The organism is Bartonella sp. AA83SXKL (assembly GCF_042196965.1).
GTDB lineage: Bacteria > Pseudomonadota > Alphaproteobacteria > Rhizobiales > Rhizobiaceae > Bartonella.
This window is the reverse complement of sequence record NZ_JBHIRG010000235.1, coordinates 1-652: the sequence shown is the minus strand read 5'-3', so window position 1 is coordinate 652 and position 652 is coordinate 1. Positions and strand designations below refer to the sequence as shown.

The 652-nt window shown below is 38.2% G+C and carries 1 protein-coding gene; it reads right to left on the bottom strand.

Annotated features, from left to right (window positions below; translation table 11 throughout):
• Positions 1 to 173: 173 nt before the first annotated feature.
• On the bottom strand, positions 174 to 652 hold a 479-nt coding region (locus tag ACFINO_RS10825), incomplete at its 5' end, for an adenylosuccinate synthetase (protein WP_375655855.1).

The window sequence follows — 652 nt, the reverse complement described above, 5'->3', positions numbered from 1 at the left end:
AGCTGTCTAAATTGATGATCACTTAATATTGATACAACTATTGGAATAGTTTAAAATGAATATGAAAAATAAACAATGCTCTTTTGCAGCTTTTTCTCCTTCATTCTTAAGTCTCTCTTCTTAGAGAAACATAGAAAAAACCGAAAAACTATACGGAAATCTAAAAATAATGATTAATTTGCAAAAGGATCCGTAATAAGGATAGTATCTTCACGCTCAGGGCTCGTGGATAATAAAGCCACCTGCGTACCGATCAATTCTTCAATATACCTTATATATTTGACAGCCTGTACTGGTAAATCCTCCCATCTCAACGCATGTGCTGTTGCTTCCTTCCAACCTTCTAATGTCTCATAAATAGGCTTTACACGGGATTGTGCTCCCATGGAAGAGGGTAAATAATCAATTCTTTTCCCATCAAGTTCATAACCAACACAGACTTTAATTTCATCCAAACCATCCAAAACATCAAGCTTTGTCAATGCTATACCCTGAACACCACAAATCGTTACCATTTGACGGACTAAGACAGCGTCAAACCAGCCACATCGACGTTTTCGACCAGTAACAACGCCAAATTCATGCCCACGTATTCCAAGAAATTCGCCAATATCATTTATCTGCTCTGTCGGGAACGGCCCTTCTCCAACAC